This is a genomic window from Pseudomonas sp. NPDC096925, from assembly GCF_044762545.1.
Taxonomy (GTDB): Bacteria; Pseudomonadota; Gammaproteobacteria; order Pseudomonadales; family Pseudomonadaceae; genus Aquipseudomonas.
Genome location: NZ_JBIWEM010000002.1, coordinates 118,341 through 138,017, shown reverse-complemented (window position 1 = coordinate 138,017; position 19,677 = coordinate 118,341). Strand labels below are relative to the sequence as shown.

Genomic DNA, 19,677 nt, shown 5'->3' with positions numbered 1-19,677 from the left:
TCAGGCCTCTGTGAATGCATTCATCATTTGTTCGATATCGCTCAGGCCGTCGTCGGAGAGCGACAGGCCCTGTTCGTCCAGCGCCTGGGCGAACGCGCGCAATTCGGGGTGGCTGAAGATCAGCCGCAGGGGGATGTCGAGCCCCAGCTCGACGTTGATCCGCGACACGGCCTGGGCCGCCAGCAAGGAGTGGCCGCCCAGCTCGAAGAAATTGTCGTTCAGGCCGACCCGGGCAACGTTGAGCAACTGTGCCCAGATGCTCGCCAGCTGCTGTTGCCGCTCGGTCTGCGGCGCCTGGTAGTCATGCTGTGGCTGGTTCGGGTCGGGTAGCGGCAGGGCCTTGCGGTCGAGTTTGCCGCTGGGGGTCAGCGGCATGCTCGGCAGGGTCACCAGGTAGGCCGGGATCATGTAGTCCGGCAGCCTGGCCTTGAGGTACTGCTTCAAGGCCAGGCGCAGATCGCCGCGGTAGCCTTCGGCCGGCACCGCGTAGGCGCACAGCTGCTTGCCACTGGGCAGGTCGATGGCCAGCACGGTGGCTTCGCGTACGTCCGGGTGCGCCCGCAGGTACTGCTCGATCTCGCCCAGCTCGATACGGAAGCCGCGCACCTTCACCTGGTGGTCGACCCGGCCGCGATAGGCCAGCTGACCGTTGTCGTCATAGCAGCCGAGGTCGCCGGTGCGGTACAGACGGCCACCGCCAACCGGGTCGAACGGGTCGGGGATGAAACGCTCGGCGGTGAGTGACGGCCGCTGGTGATAACCGCGCGCCAGACACCCTGCCCCGCCAATGAACAGCTCGCCGGGCACGCCTACCGGTGTCGGCGCCAGGCCGTCGTCCAGGGCATGCAAGGTACGCCCCGGCAAGGCACGGCCGATCGGCACGCCACCCTGGCTGACCTGCTCCACGGTCATCTGCGAGCAGTCGTAGGTGGTGGCGACCACGGTGGCTTCGGTCGGGCCGTAGGTGTTCAGCAGACGCACCGCTGGCGGGCCATCGGCCAGCCAGGCGCGCAGGGCATCTTCCGGCACCGCCTCACCCCCCACGTGAATTTGTTTCAGCCGGCCATAGGCCTCGGGGGCTCGGCGCTCCAGCGCCAGCAGGCGCCAATAGGCCGCCGGCAGGTCGGCCACGGTCACGCCGTGGCGGTTGATCTCGTCCAGCAGGATGGCGGTATCCCACAGCCGCAGGTCGCGCAGCACCACACAGGCGCCCTGGGCCAGCGGCGGGAAGAACTGCTCGATGAAGCCGTCGAAGCTGACGGTGGCGAACTGCAGCACTCGATCATCCGGGCTGAGGCGCGAATAGTCGCCGGCCACCTGGCAGAACACCGACAGGGCCTGGTGGTCGATGGCCACGCCCTTGGGCATGCCGGTGGAGCCGGAGGTGTAGATGACATAGGCGAGGTTGTGCGGTGCAGCCAGGTTGGCCAGCGGCTCGGCGGGCCAGGCATGCAGCCACTCGGTGCCCGGTTCCAGTACCACGCAGGGCAGTTGCTTGCCCGCTTGCAGGCGCTCACGCGAGGGCGCGTCGGCCAGCAGCAGGCCGATGTTGCTGTCCTCGACCATGTAGGCCAGACGCTCTTGCGGGTAGTCCGGGTCCAGCGGCACGTAAGCGCCACCTGCCTTGTGAATGGCGACCAGCGCCAGGGCCATGCCCAGGCCGCGCTCGACGGCCACGCCGACCAGGCAATCCGGCCCCACGCCCAGCGCCCGCAGGCGGTGGGCCAGCTGGTTGCTGCTGCGGTCCAGTTCGGCATAGGTCATCTGCTGGTCGTCGAAGATCAGCGCCAGTGCATCCGGCCGCTCACGCGCCTGGCGCTCCAGCAACTGGTGCGCGCACAAGCCGCTGCCAGCCTGGGGTGCCGGGTTCCAGCCGTAGGTCAGCTGCTGGCGTTCGACACTGCCGAGGAAGTCCAGCTCGGCAATGCAGCGCTGCGGTTCGGCGCAGATGGCTTGCAGCAGTACTTGCCAATGCCCGGCCATGCGCTCGATGCGTGCGGCATCGAACAGGTCGGTGGAATAGTTGAACGAAGCGGTTACGCCATCGGAGCGCTCCAGGGTGTTGAGCGAAATATCGTACTGCGCGCCCGGCTCCTGCAGGTCCACTTCCTTGACCTGCAGGCCGTGCAAGGCATCGCTGGAAACCTGCTCGCCAAGGTCGCGCAGGTGGTTGTACAGCACCTGGAAGAACGGGTTCACGCCCTGGTCGCGCTCCGGGTACAGCGCTTCGGCTACCTCCAGGAACGGTACATCCTTGTTGGCCTGGGCCTGCAAGGTGGTTTCCTTGATCGCCGCCAGCAACTGCGGGAACGGCTGGCTGCCGTCGACACTGATGCGGGCCACCACCACGTTGATGAAGAAGCCGATCAGCCCCTCCAGCTCCAGGCGATTGCGGTTGGTGACCGGCACGCCGATGTTGAGCGTGCCCTTGCGGCTGTAGCGCGACAGCACGATGGCATACGCCGCCAGGAACACATGGAACAGCGTGGTGTTGGATGCCACCGCCAGTGCCCGCAGGCGCTCGGTGAGGGCCTGCGGCAGGCGCACGTCGAAGCGGCTGCCCTGGTAGCTTTTGACCTGTGGGCGAATGCGATCGGCGGGCAGTTCCAGCACTTCGAAGTCGTCTTCCAGGCGGGCCTTCCAGTAGCCGATCTGCGCCTGCATCTGCCCCTCGGCCAGCCACTTGCGCTGCCAGGCGGCGAAATCGGCGTACTGCACCGGCAGCGGCTCGAGGGTTTGCGCCTGGCCCGTGGCGGCGGCGTTGTAGGCGGCGGCGAACTCGCGCACCAGCAGGCTCATCGACCAGCCATCGGAAACGATATGGTGCAAGGTCAGCGACAGCAGGTGCTCCTGTGCATGCACCTTGAACAGCCGGGCACGCAGCAGCGGACCGCGCTCCAGGTCGAACGGCACGAAGGCTTCGGCTTCCAGCTTGCGCATCTGCGCGGCGTGGTCCTGGCCGCAGAGGTCTTCGAAACCGATCGGGACCGTGGCCGCCGGCAAGATGCGCTGCCAGGGCAGGCCGTCGGCCTCGACGAACACCGTGCGCAACGATTCATGGCGGGCCACCAAGGCATCCAGTGCGGCCTGCACGGCGGCGCGGTCGAGGTGGCCCTGCATGCGCACGGCCATCGGCGTGTTGTAGGCCAGGCTTTCGGGGTTGAGCTTCCAGAACAGCCACTGGCGGTTTTGCGAACGGGACACCGGCAGGGGTTGCTGGCGGTCGAGGATTTCGATGTCCAGGCCCGCGCCCTGCTCGCCTTCGGCCACAGCCTGGGCAAAGGCCTGCAGGTCGACGGTGTCGAACAGGGTGCGCAGCGGGATATCCACGCCCAGTTGCTTGCGTATCCGCGATACCGCCTGGGTGGCCAGCAGCGAATGGCCGCCAAGGGCAAAGAAGTTGTCGCTCAGGCCTACCTGCGGTACTTGCAGGACTTGCGCCCAGATCTGCGCCAATTGCGTTTGCAGCGGGGTCTGCGGCGCCTGGTAGGCCACCTGGGTGGCGACGGGCTCCGGCAGCGCCTTGACATCGACCTTGCCGTTGACCGTGACCGGCAGGTGCTCCAGCACCATCAGGTGGGTCGGCACCATATGCTCGGGCAGCAGGCTTTTGAGGCTGGCGCGGATCGATTCCTGCCAGGCCAGGCTGTCGGCCGGCATCTGGCTGGGCACCAGCCAGGCAGCCAGTTGCAATTGCGGCGCCTGGCCATGCACGCGAACCAGGGCATTGGCAACGCCATCCAGGGCACGCAGCCGGTTTTCGATTTCGGCCAGTTCCACGCGATGGCCACGGATCTTCACCTGGCCATCCATGCGCCCGGCAAACTGCAGGTCGCTGCCTTGGCGTACCCAGTCACCGCTGCGGTACAGGCGTTGGCCGTGGCTGCCGCTCGGATCGGGGACGAAGCGCTCGGCGGTGAGTGCCGGGCGGTTCAGGTAGCCACGGGCCAGGCCGGCGCCGCCGATATACAGCTCACCCTTGGCCTTGGTCGGCAGGGCTTGCAGGCAGTGGTCGAGCACCGCGACGCGGATGTTGGCCAGCGGCTGGCCGAGGCTGGCCTGCTCGTTCAGCTCGGCGACCAGCACACCGACGGTGGTCTCGGTCGGGCCGTAATGGTTGAACACCTTGAGCGCCGGGGCCAGGTTGCGGACCTTGCCCAGCAGGCTCGGGCTGATGGCCTCGCCTCCGAGCACCAGGCACTGCGCCGGCAGCGCCGAGCGGCCTGCCACCAACATGGCCTCTAGGTGCGACGGTACGATCTTCAGCGCGTCTACCTGGTGCTCGGCCAGGTAGGCGGCGAAGCCTTCGGCATCCAGCACCTGCTCGCGTAGCAGCAAATGCAGGGTGTAGCCGCCGCACAGGGCGCCGAACAGCATGGTGTGGCCAAGGTCGGCAGCCGGGGTCGAGACCTGGGCCATGCTGCGGATACGCTCGACCGGCAAACGCGCGCTGACGCCTTCGACGTAGTTGGCCAGGGCGCCGTGGCTGATCGCCACGCCCTTGGGCTGGCCGGTGGTGCCGGAGGTGTAGATCACGTAGGCCAGGTTGGCCGGTGCCGGGACGATGCGGGCGGCGCGGCCATTGCCGGTTTGCGTCCAGTCCAGACGCTGCACGCCCTCGGGCAGTTCGGCCTGCCAGTCATCGGGCGCCAGCAGCAGGCGCGCGCCGCTGTCGGCAAGCATGTAGGCCAGGCGTTCGGCCGGCTGCTCGGGCTCCAGTGGCAGGTAGGCGCCACCGGCCTTGAGCACGCCGAGGATACTGGCGAGCATGCCGACACTGCGGTTGGCCAGCACGCCGACCAGTGTGTCCGGCCCTGCTCCGGCTTCCACCAGCCGACCTGCAATGGCCTCGGCGCGGGCATCGAGCTCGGCGAAGCTGGCCTGCTCGCCCGCAGCCATCACCGCCGTGCGCTCGGGGTGGCGCTTGGTGGCGGCGGCAAAGCGCTGGTGGACCAGCAGCGTTGCGTCAGCCTGCGCAGGCGCGCCAATGGCAGTAGCCAGGCCTGGTAATGGCAGCTCGCCGACTGCGCCACCCGCCTCGTCGGCCAACGCCTGCACCAGGGCCAGCCACTGCTCGCCAAGGGCTTCGACGGTGGGTGCATCGAACACGTCGGTCGCATAGGTGAACGCTGCGTGCAGTTGCCCCGCTCGCTCATGGGTGTCCAGCGCCAGGTCGAAGCGGGCGCTGTGCTTTGCCAGCACGACCGGCGCCAGGCTCAGGCCGGAGCGGGTCTCGATGGCCTGCACATCCGCCACCTGCGCCTGGTGGTTGAACAGCACGCGGAACAGCGGGCTTTCGCTGGTGCGCGGCAGGTCCAGGGCTTCGACCAGTTGTTCGAACGGCAGGTCCTGATGGCTTTGCGCGCCCACGGCGGTTTCGCGCACGCGCTGCAACAGACCGGCGATGTCCAGCAAAGGGTCGATTTCGGTGTGCAGTACCTGGGTATTGATGAAGCAGCCGATCAGCCCTTGGCTTTCGACGCGGTTACGGTTGGCGATAGGCACGCCGACGCGGATCGCCGACTGGCCACTGTAGCGCTGCAGCAACAGCTTGAAGGCGGCCAGCAGGACCATGAACAGGGTGACGTTATGCTTGCGTGCCAGGCCGCGCAGGCGTTCGGCGACATCGGCGGCGATGGGGAACTCGTAGCGCGCGCCGCGATAGCTGGGGCGGCCCTGGCGGGTGCGGTCCAGTGGCAGCGCCAGCGGTGAATGGTCGTCGCCCAGGCGCGCCTGCCAGTAGGCCAGCTGGCGCTCCTGCTCACCGGCCTGGAGCCAGCTGCGCTGCCACAGGGCGTAGTCGCGGTACTGGATCGGCAGCGGTTCCAGGCGGGCTTCGCTGCCGGCCACGGCGGCGTCGTACAGGTGCAGGAATTCGTCGATCAGCACGTTCATCGACCAGCCGTCGGCGACGATGTGGTGCAGGGTCAGCAGCAGAATGTGCTCCTGTGCCGCCAGTTGCAGCAGGCGTACACGCAGCAGCGGGCCGCTGGCCAGGTCGAAGGGGGCCAGGGCTTCGGCTTCGGCGATGGTTTCGATGGCGGCCTGACGGGCACCCTCGTCAAGGCCGGCCAAGGCATCCTGTTGCAGCTGCAACGGGGCGGCGCTGGCATCGACCTGCTGGCGCACGTCATCGCCGTCGGCGACAAAGCGGGTGCGCAGGGTTTCGTGGCGGGCCACCAGGGCATCGAAGGCATGCTGCAGGGCAGCCAGGTCCAGCGGGCCATTCAGGCGCACGGCCATGGGCAGGTTGTACGCCGCACCTTGTGGGTCGAGCTGCCAGAGGAACCACATGCGCCGCTGGGCGTACGACAGCTGGTCACGCTCGGCCACCTCCACCCCGGGCGCGATCGGCAGCACGGAAAAATCCATGCCCTCGCCCTGCAGCGCCTTGAGGAACAGGCGACGCTTGTCGGGGCTGAGTTCGATGAAGCGGCGGGCGAGCTTGAGCGTTTGGTCGGCATTCATGTCGAGCGGTGTCCTGGCAGTCGAGCGGTAACTGTCAGACGAAGGTGTGGGGGGTTGATTTAGTGGCGCCAACCTTAGGCCCAGCACCATCCCTGTGGGAGCGGGCGTGCCCGCGAAACAGGCGACGCGGTGGCTGGCACCGGCTGCGCCGGTGTTCGCGGGTAAACCCGCTCCCACACCGACTGCGCAGGTTTCAAGGTCTCTGAGCAAGGCCATAGCCGCTACAGGAATGGCGCCAGCCAGGACGGGACGCTATCCCCGTGGGGGATTGCCCAGCCCTTGGGGCTGCGCTGTCGCACAGGGAACAATGTTCGAGAGCGTGTCACCTTCCCTTGTGGGAGCGGGCGTGCCCGCGAAGCGGCCAACGCGGTGTATGGCACCGGCTCCGCCGGTGTTCGCGGGCGCGCCCGCTCCCACAGAACCCTGCTAACTCGATGATTTATGTGTTGTTCTATGAGAGCGGGCATGCCCGCGAAGAGGCCGGCATTGCCATCAATGAAATCACGTAGTCCAAATCTCTATCCCTTGTAGGACTCTTCCTAAACCCCCACCACCCCGAAAATACCCGCCAACCGCCTGCTAGGTTCCTGGCTTCCACCTTAAAAAGAGGCGAGCCATGAGCATGCGCATGAACATCTTCGGCCGATACCAAGGCCTGGACGGCGACGAAACCAGCACAGGCGCCATCTGCATTGCCAGCCAAGCCAGGGGCCGTGTGCATGGCCGCAACTGGCTACTTCAAGGCGACCCGACCACACCCTGCCCGCTATGTGGACAAGCGGGCACCATCGTCGAGGGCGAAGTCCGCTGGCGGCAGGATGGTATTCCCACGGCTCTGGACGGAGCACTGGTGCAATGCGGGTGCCCACAGGGCAGCAATCGCCTGGTTGCAAGTGGGCACGCACCTCCGGCTTCGCGCAGGGCACCCGCACCTGAGCCTGTTCGTGAGGCACCAGCACAGGCCCGGACGGGTAACCCGGCAAGAAGTACCTATCAGCCTGAGGTGGTTCAGCCCTCGCCCACTCCTCAAGGCATGGAGCCCGGCTTCTACATCGTTCCGCGCTGCATGACGTATCAGGAAATCCTGGCAGAACTGGGCGCGCCGCAGGCCAACCTGCCTCGGTCGATTCTGGAGCGGCTGAACCCGACGTACCAGCAGGGGTTCAAGGCGGGCGAGATCTTTGTCATTGGCGATGGTTTGAGGCGCCCGGTGTGCACTCGGGAAGAACTGTCTGCGATGAGTGCAGCAAAACAAGCTCGTGAAGCACTGGCGGAACTGACGCCCGAAGAGGCGGAATTCATGATGCGCCATCAAGCCGAGATTGCTGCGTTGCTCAGCGATGTGAGCCTGGCGATGGGGGTGAGCGAGGCGATGGTTGCCAAGTCGCTGGATGAACTCAGCACCATTTTGAAAAAAATCGAAGAGCTCCATAAAGTCCAATTCGTCAAGCACGGACATCTTCGGCACCCTGAGTTCTTTGCAGAACGTCAAAAGCTGTTCACGCAATTGAGTGCAAACTTGAATGCGACCCTTCTAAAAAAACACCTCAATCTCGGAAACTATGAAAGTCTGCGCCGGGACTTGGGAATTTCTTCGAGAAGCTTGGTGCACCACTGGAGCAAAGCGGGAGGACCGACACATATCCCTGGCTACTCGACACACTTAGACAAGCTGGCCAAGCTGGCTAAATATTTAAAAGCCGGAGGGCGTGTTGGCATTGCTATTGGCGGTGGCGGATCTGCCCTGAAAATTTCAGAGGTGTGCAAAGAGGGCAACACAAATGCCTGTAAAAAAGTCAGCGTTTCTGAGGCAGGTAATTTCTCCGGTGGCTTAGCTGGTGGCTGGTTGGCAGGAAAAATTGCGGGCAGAATCTCTGCGAAGGTTTGCTGGAGAGTCGGACCCTACGCCGTAGCATGCGGAATAGTGATCACTGGTGGAGGCGCCTTGGCCGGCAGCATCGGTGGTATGGAAGCGGGTGAGGAGTTCGGAGAATTAGTCTTCGAGGTCTTTGGAGATGATTGATTACCTTGACGTAAAACTAAGACTATTTCTGTTAGGCACTCCTATCTGCCTCGCCTTAATCGGGCTTGTATCTGACCTTCACATTGCGTGCTCTCGCCAATATAAAGAAATGACTTCAGCACTCCAACGGAGCGCGTGCCTTCCATTTGCGACCGGCATGTGGGGAGAGAAAAAAATAGGTTCCAGAATTCTAGTTATTTCTGTAATCGCTGGCGCCATTGGGTCCCCCGCCTCAAGCATTCGCAGCGGGCTATTGGATGAGCAAGACCATTTACAATTCCCTGAGAAGTTAAGAAGAAAAATTCTTATTGCATCATCACTAAACACCATCGGCATCGCTTGGATAGCCATCTATTACCTGATGAAACTGCTAGACTGAGAGACAAAACAGATGAACTCAAATCTTTCATATAACACCGAACCTCAAGCAAACCGGCGCATTCAAAAACACCGACTTCACGTAGTCTCTACATCGAAGCTGATCACCATGACCTGCTTAACCTGGGGCCTTTATATACCCTATTGGAGCTATTGCCACTGGAGACTTATCCGAGGACAAAGCGGGTTCGCTCTAATCCCGTTGCTCTGCGGCGTGTTTGGCTCTTTCTTGATTTACCCCCTAATGAAAAGAGCAATCACCTATAGCAAAGAATTGGATCTGACCGTCGAAGGTACAGCGCTTGGGGTGACATTGAGATATTGGGTACCTTACCTGCTCTTCGTGAGCTGGCAATTCTGGGCACCCGACCAGCCGGAGGAAAGCCAATCGCTCTATAACATGTTCATGCTGCCGCTCGCGCTTCTGGTCACGTCTGTGACTTTAACCTTGGTAGCGCTGGTGCAAATTCAGCAAGCAGCCAACGCTTATGAAGGTGACCCAACAGGTCTGCGGAACGCTCAAATTACTTGGGCAAACGGGCTATGGATAATTATCAGCTGGTCGCCCTCCGCCGCTCTACTTGCACTAATTTCTCATTATGCCAACCACTAAATGACGTAAAGGTCGGTTTGCCACTGATTGTATGGCACCGGCTGCGCCGGTGTTCGCGGGCACGCCCGCTCCCACAGGAGTTGTGCATACCCTGCGGCATTCTGCTTAACCTGAGGCATGCACAATCCCTGTAGGAGCGGCTTTAGCCGCGAAAGGGCCAGCCCAGCCAATACAAGGATCAGCGCAGCAAACCCAACTCGGCATCATCCAACAACGCCTTGGCCATGGCTGCGAAGTAGTGCGAAGCCCAGAGCATCTGCTGATCGCCGTCCATCAAACCGGTCAGTGACAAGTCGCGTGCATAGCCCATCAGTTCCGAGGCTTGCTCCCGGGCGCTGCGGCAGGGGATGCCCTCAGCGATACGGAACAGCGGATGGGTTTGGCCTTCGCCTTGGTAGAAGTAGGTGACACCGGGGGTGGTTTTGGTTTCGTCGGTCATGGAATGGTCATCATATGAGTTATGTGCCACCCGTCCGTTTCCACACATTGGGGTGACAGCTGCACACGGGGTGGAAAACCAGGCATATGATGAACCCGGTAGGCCCGAAAGCCTCCCGCGTACAGCTGTCGTGTCAACAATCATCATATGTCTTGCCAGGTTTCCACACCCGATCGCTGAACCGTCAGCGACAGGCAAAGCCTAGAGTGCGGGATTTGCAGGAACAATCAGACGCGTGTCGACAGAGGTTGTAGGGTATTTCGCAGGGGGTGGAGTTGCCAGTCCCGAGGCGTAGGAAGAGTCTGGGATTTTTGTAGGTTGCTGGGGGCATGTCTTGAGAATGCGTCAGGGCTGACAGGTGTTCGCCATGACAGGTTCAGCGCCTATGAGATCGAGCGCCGCCCGCGCGGCGCATCGCGAGCGAAGCTCGCTCCTACATCTGTTTCGGGCCAATTATTCCTGAGGCATTGGCGCGCGGCCCCTTGGCGTTCGACTGGATATCGTGTGGGACAAACAAGGCGGCCGCGCGCGCTGGCACAGGCAATACTGGCCCGAAACAGATGTAGGAGCGAGCTTCGCTCGCGATGCGCCGCGCGGGCGGCGCTCGATCTCACAGGCGCCACACCTGCCAAGGCGAACACCTGTCAGCCCAACACCTCCCTATGCCCCTGCGCCATCGCCACCACCACCTTGCGCTTGCCGGTAAACGGCGACCGCGCATGCGCCGCGAGCATGTTATCCAGCATCAGCACATCGTTCTCCAGCCAAGGGAAGCTAATGGTGCATTCATCCAGCACCCCACGCACTTCATCCAGCAGCGAATCCTCGATGGTCGTACCGTCGCCGTAATACACGTTACGCGGCAGGTCCTCTTCCTCGACGATGTCCATCAACGACTCGCGCACTTCTGGCTGCAGGTTCGACACATGGAACAGGTGCGCCTGGTTGAACCACACGTCCTCCCCGGTCACCGGGTGACGCGCCACCACCTGGCAGCGCTGACGGGTGCGCAATTCGCCGTCATCCTTCCAGATGCACTCGATGGCATGCGCCCGGCAATAGGCCTCGACCTGGCGCGGGTCCTCAGTGTTGAACACCTGCGACCATTCCACATCAAGGCCGTTGCCGTAGTTGCGCACGTACATCAGCCCCTTCTCCACCAGCCGCTCACGAATACGCACCGGCATGCGCCGGTACACCTCGCGGCTGTCGGCAATCGGCGTCTGGCCACCGGTCTCGGCGGGGATCACGCTGTAGAACCAGATCTTCATCGGCCATTCCAGGGTATAGGCCTGCTCGTTGTGCAAGGGGATGCTCTGGTGCGCCGGGTACTCGGTGGAGGTGTACACCCCCTTGGTCACGTTGCTGCGCGGGGTGGAGCCAAATTCGTAATTGAGCAACGGGTGGCCGAAAGAAGCGGCGAACTGGCGGAACGCTTCGGCGCCACCCACCTCGAACCCGCGAAACAGAATGCCGCCGGCCTGCAGCAGGTGCCGGTCCACCAGCGGCTGCAACTCGGCAAAGGCTTCCAGCAGGTCGATACCCGGCTCCGGCGCGCGTACCAGCAGCGGCAGGTTGCCGCGCGCGGCGTCCAGGGGTTCGATCGCAAAGCTCAGCAGTTCACTCATGTCCGGTCACCTCAAGCCAGGGCCGCATAGGCGGCGAAATCGGGATGTGCGCCATGTCGGCGCCTGACTAGATGAACGAGCGGGCCATGGGGAAATTCACCAGGGCCACACACACAGGTAAAGCTGGCACGCGCCGGTTCGTCTGAACGATGTGCACCCGTTTATCGCCCAGGAACCGTACATGACTCGCCAGCTTCTGCTCCTCGCCCTGCTCGCCGCGCCCCCTGCCGCGTGGTCGGCAGAGCCATGCGCCGTGGAAATCCATGGCACCGACCAGATGACCTTCGACAAGGCCGCCATCAGCGTGCCCAAGGCCTGCACCGCGTTCACCGTCACCCTCACCCACCCCGGCGCCATGCCGAAGAACGTGATGGGCCACAACTGGGTGCTGAGCACCCAGGCCGACATGCAGGGCGTGCTCGACGACGGCCTGAAAGCCGGCGAAGCGCAGGACTACGTGAAGCCCGGCGACACCCGGGTCATCGCCCACACCCGCCTGATCGGCGGCGGTGAAACAGACAGCGTCACCCTCGACACCCGGTCGCTCAAGGCCGGTACCGCCTACAGCTTCTACTGCTCGTTCCCGTTCCACAGCACCTTGATGAAGGGCACCCTGACCCTCGGCAGCTGACCCCGCCCACTTCACCAGCGAGATCACGCTTCATGAAAACCTCCTCCCCCGGGGCCATCCGCGAATTGCTGGGCCTGCTGAAACCCTACCGCCCGGCGGTAATCGTCTCGGTGCTGCTGGGCATGCTCGGCGGCCTGGCCGTCACCGCCCTGCTGGCCACCGTCAACCAGGGCCTGCATGCGGCGGGCGGCATGAGCCAGGGCGTGATCCTGGCCTTCGCCGGCCTGTGCGTGCTGGCCCTGGTCAGCAGTGTGGCGGCCGACAGCGGCACCAACTACGTAGGGCAGAAAGTCATCGCCCGATTGCGCAAGGACCTCGGCGCCAAGGTGCTGTCGGCGCCGATCGAACAGATCGAGCGTTACCGCACCCACCGCCTGATCCCTGTGCTGACCCGCGACGTCGACACCATCAGCGACTTTGCCTTCGCCTTCGCCCCGCTGGCCATCTCGCTCACCACCGTGACTGGCTGCATGGCCTACCTGGCCTGGCTGTCATGGCCGATTTTCCTCATCACCCTGGCCGCCATCGGCATCGGTAGCGGCGTGCAGTACATCGCCCGGCAAAAAGGCGTGGCCGGGTTCAACGCTGCCCGCGATGCCGAAGACAACCTGCAAAAGCACTACTCGGCCATCGCCGAGGGCGCCAAGGAGCTGCGCATCGACCGCCGCCGCCGCCATGCCATGCTGACCCGCAACATCCAGGGCACCGCCGATTTCATCGCCAACACCCATATCCGCGCCATCAACATCTTCGTCGCGGCCAAGAGCCTGGGGTCGATGCTGTTCTTCGTGGTCATCGGCCTGACCCTGGCCCTGCAATCGCTATGGCCGAGCAACGACCCGGCGGTGATGAGCGGCTTCGTGCTGGTGCTGCTGTACATGAAAGGCCCGCTGGAAACCTTGATCGGTAACCTGCCTATCCTCGGCCGCGCCCAGGTGGCGTTCCGTCGCATCGCCGACCTGTCCGAGCGCTTTTCCTCGCCCGAGCCGCACCTGCTGCTGGAGCCGCCGGTCAAGCGCGCCGCCCCGGCCAGCGCGCATCTGGAGCTGCATAACGTCGAGTACGCCTACCCGCCGGTGGACGGCAACGAGCCGTTCCGCGTGGGGCCGGTGAACCTGAGCATCGAGCCGGGCGAGATCCTGTTCATCGTCGGCGAGAACGGCTGCGGCAAGACCTCGCTGATCAAGCTGCTGCTGGGCCTGTACACCCCGCAACGCGGCGAAGTGCGCCTGAACGGCAAGGCCGTCGGCCCGGAGGGGCTGGATGACTATCGCCAGCTGTTCACCACGGTGTTCGCCGACTATTACCTGTTCGACGACCTGCCCGAGCACGAGCACAGCCTGCCCAGCGATGCCACGCGCTACCTGGAACGGCTGGAGATTGCCCACAAAGTGAGCGTGCGCGATGGCGCCTTTACCACTACCGACCTGTCGACCGGGCAGCGCAAGCGCCTGGCACTGGTCAATGCCTGGCTGGACGGGCGGCCGGTGCTGGTGTTCGACGAATGGGCGGCGGACCAGGACCCGACCTTCCGCCGGGTGTTCTACACCGAGCTGCTGCCGGACCTGAAGCGTTTGGGCAAGACCATCATCGTGATTTCGCATGATGACCGGTATTTCGATACGGCGGACAAGGTGGTGCACCTTAGCCGAGGGAAAGTGGTCGAGGCGTTGGAGCCGGTTTGAGACAGTAAAGGGGGGCTGCGCGCCCCCTCATCAACCACAATCTATAATCGCTCTATAGTCTGTCTATAATTCCCTATAAACACCGAACCAGAGTGGTTTCCTGAGAGGACGCCGGGGGCGCTTTGCACCCCTGTCGCGACACAAGGCCGCTCCCACAGGTGCTGCGCAATTCCAGGAAGTGGCGCGGTAGCTGTGGGAGCGGCCTTGTGTCGCGATGGGCTGCAAAGCAGCCCCAACCGGCAGAATCAGAACAACCAGCGATACAGCAGATACGCCACCACCGCCGCCAACACCGGCCGCAGCACGCGGTAGGCTTTGGGGTTGGCGCGCTTGAACTGCTTCACCTGGCCACTGATCCGGTTGCTGAAGCGCTTGCTCCAGGCATACGCCTGGTTGATCCCGCCAACACGCTCGTCATCGGTGTTCTGCGGCGCAGTAGCACGGCCGAGGAAGGCGCTGACCTGGCGGTTGATGCGGGTCATCAGCGGGCTGCTCAGCGGGCGTTCGATGTCGCAGAACAGGATCACCCGGGTGACGTCGGTCTCGTTCTTGACCCAATGCACGTAGGTTTCGTCGAACATCACATCCTCGCCATCACGCCAGGCATATTCCTCGCCATCGACGTAGATGCGGCAAGCATCGGAGTTGGGGGTGGACAGGCCAAGGTGGTAGCGCAGGGAACCGGCGAACGGGTCGCGGTGCGGGTTCAGGTGGCTGCCGCCGGGCAGCAGGGCGAACATCGCACCCTTGACGTTGGGGATGCTGCTGACCAGCTCGACGGTGCGCGGGCACAGGGTTTCGGCAGAAGGCAACGGTTTGTCGTACCACTTCAGGTAAAAGCGCTTCCAGCCTTTCTTGAAGAACGAACCAAAGCCGGCGTCGTTATCCTTCTCGGCGGCGCGGATGTAGCCCTCGTCGAACAGGCGCATGGCCTCTTCGCGGATTTCCTGCCAGTTGTCCTTCAGCACGTCCAGCTCGGGGAAGCGCTGGCGGTCCAGGTAGGGCTTGGACGGTACGCCGGAGAACAGGTACATCAGGCTGTTATAAGGGGCGAACAGCGCCGAATGGTTGACGAACTGGCGCAACACCGGCAGGCGAGCCTTGCCGCGCAGGTGCACGAACAGCACGCTGCCGAAAAACACCAGCAAGACACCCGCCTTGGCTGCAAAGGAAAAGGTCATGCTTTCACTCCTTGAGGAAGCAACAGGGGTACGCACCCTGCTCTCCGATAAATCATCCTGCCATCATAAACTGATGCCGCCGAGGTAAAAACAACCTGGGCGGCAACTCAATCATGAAGATTTTGCAATGAACCAAGCCGCCAAACGTTGCGCCGGATCAGCGGCAAGGCCGATTACTGCTGGTTTTCCTGCTCGCTGAACATGTCGCTGAACAGCATGCTCGACAGGTAGCGCTCGCCGGAGTCCGGCAAAATTACGACGATGGTCTTACCCTGCATTTCCGGCTTTTCGGCCAGGCGCACGGCTGCCGCCATCGCCGCACCACAGGAAATACCGCAGAGGATGCCCTCCTCCTGCATCAGGCGGATGGCCATGGCCTTGGACTCTTCATCGGTTACCGTCTCCACCTGGTCGACAATCGACAGGTCGAGGTTCTTCGGCACGAAGCCGGCGCCGATGCCCTGGATCTTGTGCGGGCTCGGCTTGAGTTCTTCGCCGGCCAGGGTCTGGCTGATCAGCGGCGATGCCGCTGGCTCCACTGCCACCGACAGGATCGCCTTGCCCTGCGTATGCTTGATGTAGCGCGACACACCGGTGATGGTGCCGCCGGTACCGACGCCCGCCACCAGCACGTCGACCGCGCCATCGGTGTCGTTCCAGATTTCCGGGCCGGTGGTTTTCTCGTGGATCGCCGGGTTGGCCGGGTTTTCGAACTGGCCCGGCAGGAAGTATTGGGCCGGGTCGGAGGCGACGATTTCATTGGCCTTCTCGATGGCGCCCTTCATGCCTTTGGCCGGATCGGTCAATACCAGTTCGGCGCCCAGCGCCTTCAGCACCTTGCGGCGCTCCAGGCTCATCGAGGCGGGCATGGTCAGCATCAGTTTGTAGCCACGGGCAGCGGCAACGAAAGCCAGGCCAATGCCGGTGTTGCCCGAGGTCGGCTCGACGATGGTCATGCCCGGCTTGAGCTTGCCGCTGCTTTCGGCGTCCCAGACCATGTTCGCGCCGATGCGGCATTTGACCGAATAACCCGGGTTACGCCCTTCGATCTTGGCCAGGATGGTCACGCCGCGCGGGGCAATGCGGTTGATCTGCACCAGCGGCGTGTTACCGATGGAGTGGGCGTTGTCTGCAAAGATACGGCTCATGGCAGGGGTCCTTGGCATGAATAAAAGCAGGGAAAGACCTCAAGGGTAAGCCCGGGCCGGTGGCCCGTAAAGCCTGTTCGAACTCAGCCAGACACGTTGCGGTCAACCGCACATCCTGCCTTGGAGACACTTCGATGAGAGCCCGTTATCGCTGGCCGTTGATCGGCCTGGCCAGCCTGATCGTGCTGTTGGTGGCGCTGCACCTGGCCCTGCCCTATCTGGTGCGCGACTACCTCAACGACAAACTGGCCGACATGGGCGACTACCGTGGCCAGGTGGCCGATGTGGACCTGGCCTGGTGGCGCGGCGCGTACCAGATCAACGGGCTGAAGATCGTCAAGACCACCGGCAAGGTGCCGGTGCCGTTTCTCGACGCTCCGCTGATCGACCTGTCGGTGAGCTGGCACGCCCTGTGGCACGACCGCGCAGTGGTTGCCGAAGTGGTGTTCGACCGGCCGGAGCTCAACTTCGTCGATGGCGGCAACAAACAGAACTCGCAGACCGGTCAGGGCACCGACTGGCGCCAGCAACTGGAAAAACTGCTGCCGATCACCCTGAACGAGGTTCGCATCGACAAAGGCGTGCTGACGTTCCGCAACTTCAACTCCAGGCCACCGGTCAACCTCAAGGCCACCCAGCTCGATGCCAGTATTCGCAACCTCACCAACATCCGTGACGAAAAGGGCCGACGCGATGCCAGCTTTGATGGCACCGCGCTGATCGTCGGCGAGGCCAAGGTGGAAAGTCGCGCCACTTTCGACCCCTTCAGCGATTTCGACGACTTCGAGTTCCGCCTGCGCGCCACGGGTATCGAGCTGCGCAAGCTCAATGACTTCGCCAGCGCCTACGGCAAGTTCGACTTCAATGCCGGGCACGGCGATGTGGTAATAGAGGCCGAGGCGACCGACGGCCGATTGAACGGGTATATCAAGCCACTGTTGCGGGATGTGGATGTGTTCGACTGGCAGCAGGATGTGCAGGAAAAGGACAAAGGCTTCTTCCGCTCAGTCTGGGAAGCGCTGGTGGGCGCGACCGAGACGGTATTGAAAAACCAGCCAAAGAACCAGTTCGCGACCCGTGTCGAGCTCAGCGGGAGCGTGCACAAGCAAGATATCAGCGCCTTCGAGGCGTTTTTGCAGATACTGCGCAACGGGTTCATTCAGGCGTTCAATGCGCGGTATGAGCGTGACGCGCCGGATTCCGACTAGGAGCGCGTGACGGGGCATTCAGGGACTGAATACCTGGTCTGCGTTTCCAGTCGACGAACCCCGCGTTATAGTCGGTGACAAATCAAAATATGTACTGCTTGTGCTGGCCTCTTCGCGGGTAAACCCGCTCCCACAGGTACCCCACCTTTCTTGAGGTTTGTGGAATACCTGTGGGAGCGGGTTTACCCGCGAAAGGGCCGGTGCAGGCTTCCAGCAGAGGACAGACCCATGAAGTTCGAAGGCACCCGCGACTACGTCGCCACAGACGACCTGAAACTGGCGGTAAACGCGGCCATCACCCTCGAACGCCCCTTGCTGGTCAAGGGCGAACCCGGCACCGGCAAGACCATGCTCGCCGAGCAGCTCGCGGCCTCGTTCGGTGCGCGCCTGATCACCTGGCACATCAAGTCCACCACCAAGGCCCACCAGGGCCTCTACGAGTACGACGCGGTCAGCCGCCTGCGTGACTCACAACTGGGCGTGGACAAGGTCCACGACGTGCGCAACTACCTGAAAAAGGGCAAGCTGTGGGAAGCCTTCGAGGCCGAGGAACGGGTCATCCTGCTGATCGACGAAATCGACAAGGCCGACATCGAGTTCCCCAACGACCTGCTGCAAGAGCTCGACAAGATGGAGTTCTACGTCTACGAAATCGACGAGACCATCAAGGCCAGACAGCGCCCGATCATCATCATCACCTCCAACAACGAAAAGGAGCTGCCGGACGCCTTCCTGCGTCGCTGCTTCTTCCACTACATCGCCTTCCCTGACCGCACCACCCTGCAGCAGATCGTCGACGTGCACTACCCGAACATCAGCCAGTCGCTGGTCAGCGAGGCGCTGGACGTATTCTTCGACGTGCGCAAGGTACCGGGCCTGAAGAAAAAGCCCTCCACCTCCGAACTGGTCGACTGGCTCAAGCTGCTGATGGCCGACAACATCGGTGAAGCGGTGCTGCGCGAACGCGACCCGACCAAGGCCATTCCGCCGCTGGCCGGCGCGCTGGTGAAGAACGAGCAGGACGTGCAGCTGCTCGAACGCCTGGCCTTCATGAGCCGGCGCGGCAACCGCTGACAGGAGCCGGGCCATGCTGCTCAACCTGTTCAATGAAATGCGCGCGGCCAAGGTGCCGGTGTCGGTACGCGAACTGCTCGACCTGCACCAGGCCCTGCAAAAGCGCGTGGTGTTCGCCGACATGGACGAGTTCTACTACCTCGCCCGCGCCATCCTGGTGAAGGACGAGCGCCACTTCGACAAGTTCGACCGGGCCTTCGCCGCCTACTTCAAGGGCCTGGAGAACCTCGACCGGCACATCGAGGCGCTGATCCCCGAAGACTGGCTACGCAAGGAATTCGAGCGTTCGCTGACCGACGAGGAGCGCGCGCAGATCCAGTCGCTGGGCGGCCTGGACAAGCTGATCGAGGAGTTCAAGAAGCGCCTCGAAGAGCAGAAGGAACGTCACGCCGGCGGCAACAAGTGGATCGGCACCGGCGGCACCAGCCCGTTCGGCTCGGGCGGTTTCAACCCCGAGGGCATCCGCGTGGGCGAGGCCGGCAAGCGCCAGGGCAAGGCGGTGAAAGTGTGGGACCAGCGCGAATACAAGAACCTGGACGACCAGGTGGAGCTGGGCACGCGCAACATCAAGCTGGCGTTGCGCCGGCTGCGCAAGTTCGCCCGTGAAGGCGCTGCCGAAGAGCTGGACATCGACGGCACCATCGACCACACCGCACGGGATGCCGGGCTGCTGAACATCCAGATGCGCCCCGAGCGGCGCAACACGGTGAAGCTGCTGTTGCTGTTCGACATCGGTGGTTCGATGGACGCCCACGTCAAGGTCTGCGAAGAACTGTTCTCGGCGTGCAAGACCGAGTTCAAGCACCTGGAGTACTACTACTTCCACAACTTCGTGTACGAGTCGGTGTGGAAGAACAACCTGCGCCGCACCTCGGAGCGCTATTCCACCTTCGACCTGCTGCACAAGTACGGCGATGACTACAAGGTTGTGTTCGTCGGCGACGCGGCCATGGCGCCCTACGAGATTACCCAGCCGGGCGGCAGCGTGGAGCACTGGAACGAAGAAGCCGGGTATGTGTGGATGCAGCGTTTCATGGAGAAGTTCAGGAAGATCATCTGGATCAACCCGTATCCCAAGCAGGCCTGGGACTACACCGCATCGACCCATCTGGTGCGGGACTTGATCGAGGACAAGATGTACCCGCTGACCCTGCAGGGGTTGGAGGAAGGGATGCGTTACCTGTCCAAGTGATGTTGCCGG

13 protein-coding genes are annotated in these 19,677 nt (G+C 63.1%); 8 read left to right on the top strand and 5 right to left on the bottom strand.

Going from position 1 to position 19,677, the window contains the following annotated elements; translation table 11 throughout:
- Positions 1-6,468, bottom strand: a complete 6,468-nt coding sequence (locus ACIQYU_RS06665; protein ID WP_402798617.1) for an amino acid adenylation domain-containing protein — start codon at positions 6,466-6,468, stop codon at positions 1-3.
- A 616-nt stretch (positions 6,469-7,084) separates the two neighbouring features.
- Between ACIQYU_RS06665 and ACIQYU_RS06660 the strand changes: the two genes are divergently transcribed.
- From ACIQYU_RS06660 to ACIQYU_RS06650, 3 genes are all read left to right on the top strand, one after another.
- Positions 7,085-8,491 carry a PAAR domain-containing protein gene (locus ACIQYU_RS06660; RefSeq protein WP_402798615.1) on the top strand — a complete coding sequence of 469 codons (1,407 nt, stop codon included), beginning with the start codon at positions 7,085-7,087 and terminating at the stop codon, positions 8,489-8,491.
- On the top strand, positions 8,484-8,870 hold the full coding sequence (locus tag ACIQYU_RS06655; protein ID WP_054573777.1) for a hypothetical protein: 387 nt from the start codon (positions 8,484-8,486) through the stop codon (positions 8,868-8,870). Before ACIQYU_RS06660 ends, ACIQYU_RS06655 begins: the two co-directional genes overlap by 8 nt.
- Positions 8,871-9,113: 243 nt before the next feature.
- Positions 9,114-9,482: a hypothetical protein gene (locus ACIQYU_RS06650; protein WP_015271331.1), complete on the top strand. Its 369-nt coding sequence runs from the start codon at positions 9,114-9,116 to the stop codon at positions 9,480-9,482.
- Positions 9,483-9,660: 178 nt separating this feature from the next.
- Here the strand turns inward: ACIQYU_RS06650 and ACIQYU_RS06645 are convergent, their stop codons facing one another.
- Both ACIQYU_RS06645 and ACIQYU_RS06640 read right to left on the bottom strand, forming a co-directional pair.
- Positions 9,661-9,921, bottom strand: coding sequence for a DUF3077 domain-containing protein (locus tag ACIQYU_RS06645; protein WP_015271332.1), 261 nt, complete (start codon positions 9,919-9,921; stop codon positions 9,661-9,663).
- Positions 9,922-10,565: 644 nt separating this feature from the next.
- Entirely contained in the window at positions 10,566-11,549 is a 984-nt protein-coding gene (locus ACIQYU_RS06640) for a TauD/TfdA family dioxygenase (RefSeq protein ID WP_015271333.1), read from the bottom strand.
- Between the two features lie 181 nt (positions 11,550-11,730).
- On the opposite strand from ACIQYU_RS06640, the gene azu reads away from it, so the two are divergent.
- Complete coding sequence (gene azu, locus ACIQYU_RS06635) at positions 11,731-12,180, top strand: azurin (RefSeq protein WP_233687536.1); 450 nt, start codon at positions 11,731-11,733, stop codon at positions 12,178-12,180.
- A gap of 32 nt (positions 12,181-12,212) precedes the next feature.
- Entirely contained in the window at positions 12,213-13,865 is a 1,653-nt protein-coding gene (locus ACIQYU_RS06630) for a cyclic peptide export ABC transporter (RefSeq protein ID WP_402798612.1), read from the top strand.
- Positions 13,866-14,110: 245 nt separating this feature from the next.
- Here ACIQYU_RS06630 and ACIQYU_RS06625 read toward each other — a convergent pair whose 3' ends face one another.
- Together ACIQYU_RS06625 and cysK are read right to left on the bottom strand one after the other, a co-directional pair.
- Positions 14,111-15,046: an aspartyl/asparaginyl beta-hydroxylase domain-containing protein gene (locus tag ACIQYU_RS06625; protein ID WP_063912961.1), complete on the bottom strand. Its 936-nt coding sequence runs from the start codon at positions 15,044-15,046 to the stop codon at positions 14,111-14,113.
- A 173-nt stretch (positions 15,047-15,219) separates the two neighbouring features.
- Positions 15,220-16,194 (bottom strand): cysteine synthase A, encoded by a 975-nt coding sequence (cysK, locus tag ACIQYU_RS06620; protein ID WP_207830838.1) that lies wholly within the window; start codon positions 16,192-16,194, stop codon positions 15,220-15,222.
- Positions 16,195-16,328: 134 nt separating this feature from the next.
- Between cysK and ACIQYU_RS06615 the strand changes: the two genes are divergently transcribed.
- The 3 genes from ACIQYU_RS06615 to ACIQYU_RS06605 all read left to right on the top strand — a co-directional run bounded on the left by ACIQYU_RS06615 (position 16,329) and on the right by ACIQYU_RS06605 (position 19,668).
- Entirely contained in the window at positions 16,329-17,402 is a 1,074-nt protein-coding gene (locus ACIQYU_RS06615) for a DUF748 domain-containing protein (protein ID WP_207830836.1), read from the top strand.
- Between the two features lie 228 nt (positions 17,403-17,630).
- Complete coding sequence (locus ACIQYU_RS06610) at positions 17,631-18,476, top strand: MoxR family ATPase (RefSeq protein WP_013973748.1); 846 nt, start codon at positions 17,631-17,633, stop codon at positions 18,474-18,476.
- A 13-nt stretch (positions 18,477-18,489) separates the two neighbouring features.
- Positions 18,490-19,668 carry a VWA domain-containing protein gene (locus ACIQYU_RS06605; RefSeq protein ID WP_013973749.1) on the top strand — a complete coding sequence of 393 codons (1,179 nt, stop codon included), beginning with the start codon at positions 18,490-18,492 and terminating at the stop codon, positions 19,666-19,668.
- Positions 19,669-19,677: the final 9 nt, after the last annotated feature.